Source organism: Klebsiella sp. G-Nf4 (assembly GCF_002810615.1).
GTDB classification, from domain to species: Bacteria; Pseudomonadota; Gammaproteobacteria; order Enterobacterales; family Enterobacteriaceae; genus Klebsiella; species Klebsiella variicola.
This window is the reverse complement of the sequence record NZ_PION01000027.1, coordinates 1-2,077: the sequence shown is the minus strand read 5'-3', so window position 1 is coordinate 2,077 and position 2,077 is coordinate 1. Positions and strand designations below refer to the sequence as shown.

Here is a 2,077-nt window from a genome sequence, read left to right as displayed (position 1 = left end):
GAGTCGCGACACGGAACACGCCAGCGGCAGTATCGGGCCGATATTTGACAAGGAGAAGGAGCAGCGGCGCCTGCAGGAAGTGCAGCTGACAGGGGAGATTGGCAGCCAGGCGGCGGATATTGCGCGCACGCAGGGCGAGATAGCAAAACAGAAGGCGATAAAAGACCCTGCAGCCCTGACGGCGGCGGAAGCGAAGCTGAAGGCAGAGGGTAACAGCAGTCCGACGGCAGAACAGATTGCGGACCAGGCGGGTCGTACCGCGATGGCTGCATACGGTACCGGCAGTGACCTGCAGCGGGGTATCCAGGCAGCCACGGCAGCGCTGCAGGGACTGGCGGGCGGTGATATCGCCGGGGCGCTGGCGGGGGCATCGGCGCCGGAGCTGGCGAATCTTATTGGTCACGGTTCAGGGCTGAGTGACGGTGCCGCGGTGGTGGCGCACGCTATCCTGGGCGGTGCGGTGGCGGCGCTGCAGGGCAACAGTGCCGCGGCGGGCGCAGCGGGCGCAGCGGGCGCGGCAGCAGGTGAACTGGCCGCGAAGACAATAGCCGGTATGCTGTATCCGGGCGTGACGGATTTGTCCACACTGACGGAAGCACAGAAGCAGACGGTCAGTACGCTGGCCACTATTTCAGCGGGAATGGCAGGCGGTCTGGCCGGGGACAGTACGGCGTCAGCCGTGGCGGGCGCGCAGGGCGGTAAGAACGCGGTTGAGAATAATGCGCTTAGTCTGCCAAAAGGGATGACGGAAACCGGACAGGCAGCTACATCCTGGGTGAAGTATGCGCAGGACAACAATCTTTCGCCGGAGCAGGTACAGGCCGGGTTAAAGGATATCGTTCGCGGCGACTTGCCGGAAAGCGCGGATATTATCAAAGCCATTCTGAGTAATAGCCCGGGCTCGGATACAGTAATGGCGTTGCTGACAGCGGAAGAGGCGAAGGATTATGCGCTGGCTCTGCTGACGTCAATCCCGGCAGAAAAAGCGTTATCGTTAGCGGGTAAAGCAGCCGGTATTATTGATAACACAATACTGATTAGAGCAGCGGAGAAGATCTCGACGGCTAAGCCGGGTAAACAATTTACAGCGCCGAGGGATTTGAATGAACAGATGGTATGGAAGCAGGTTGAATCCAATCCTTCACAAGGGCAAATACTTGACGGTATGAATAAAGATCCTCGATTCCCTACATCGGCTGGCTTCCAGAAAATGCAGGTTAACCATGAATTACCAGATGGTTCAAATATAACAATTCACTATCAGTATAATTCAGTGACGGGTAAAGCATACGATATGAAGATTACAAGTCCTCAACCGAATCCATTACAACCAGGTCCATCACTGAGGGATAAGTAATGAAAATAAGACCTTATAACTCATCTAATGTTATTGATATTTATGCTATTTACTGGAGTGGTAAGGACACTCTTTTTTTGGGAATGCCAAAAGGACATTGTGGGTTAATTGCATATAACTCACAAAAAGTAGATATAGTAGATCCTGATATCTCTGGAGAACTTACATACTTTAATAATAACTACTCTGGCATTTACCACTGGGCACTAATTAAGGAAAGGTTACTTGATGATTTACTCGAAAATGATGAAACGGCCTATAAACGCTTCCTTGAAATCGTGAAAGCTGAAGGTCTGGTTGATCCCGATTTTTATTAACTGCAAAAGATCCCGACTTCAGCGCCGGGATCTTTTTTACCCGTCAATTACGACAGCACGCAGAGCAGTCTCAGCGGTGGCCTGGGTTACACCTTCGGCGCCGGGTCGTGGTCGGGAAGCCTGAATACCAGTCGCGACAAAATGACCAGCGACTGGTCTTCGGTGCAGGAGCAGAGCGGGATATTTGCCGGTCAGGGCGGTTTTGATGTGACGGTGGGCAGCCACACGCAGCTGAATGGCGGGGTCATTGCTTCCACAGGAAGCGCAGATAAAAATGGCCTCGATACCGGCACGCTGGGTTTCAGCGATATCCACAACCAGGCGGATTATAAGACGCAGCATCAGGGCGGCGGTATCAGCACCGGGGGCAGCATCGGCTCTCAGTTCGCCGGGAACATGACCA

Annotated in this window: 2 protein-coding genes and 1 pseudogene; all 3 read left to right on the top strand. The window is 54.0% G+C overall.

Annotated elements, in window-relative coordinates; genetic code table 11:
- Positions 1-1,357 (top strand): VENN motif pre-toxin domain-containing protein (locus tag CWM57_RS28365; RefSeq protein WP_206054352.1); only part of this gene is annotated, 1,357 nt, incomplete at its 5' end.
- Positions 1,357-1,674: a hypothetical protein gene (locus CWM57_RS27010; RefSeq protein WP_032729497.1), complete on the top strand. Its 318-nt coding sequence runs from the start codon at positions 1,357-1,359 to the stop codon at positions 1,672-1,674. The genes CWM57_RS28365 and CWM57_RS27010, both read left to right, overlap by 1 nt.
- 45 nt (positions 1,675-1,719) lie before the next feature.
- Positions 1,720-2,077 (top strand): annotated as a pseudogene (locus CWM57_RS27005) (hemagglutinin); the annotation flags it as partial.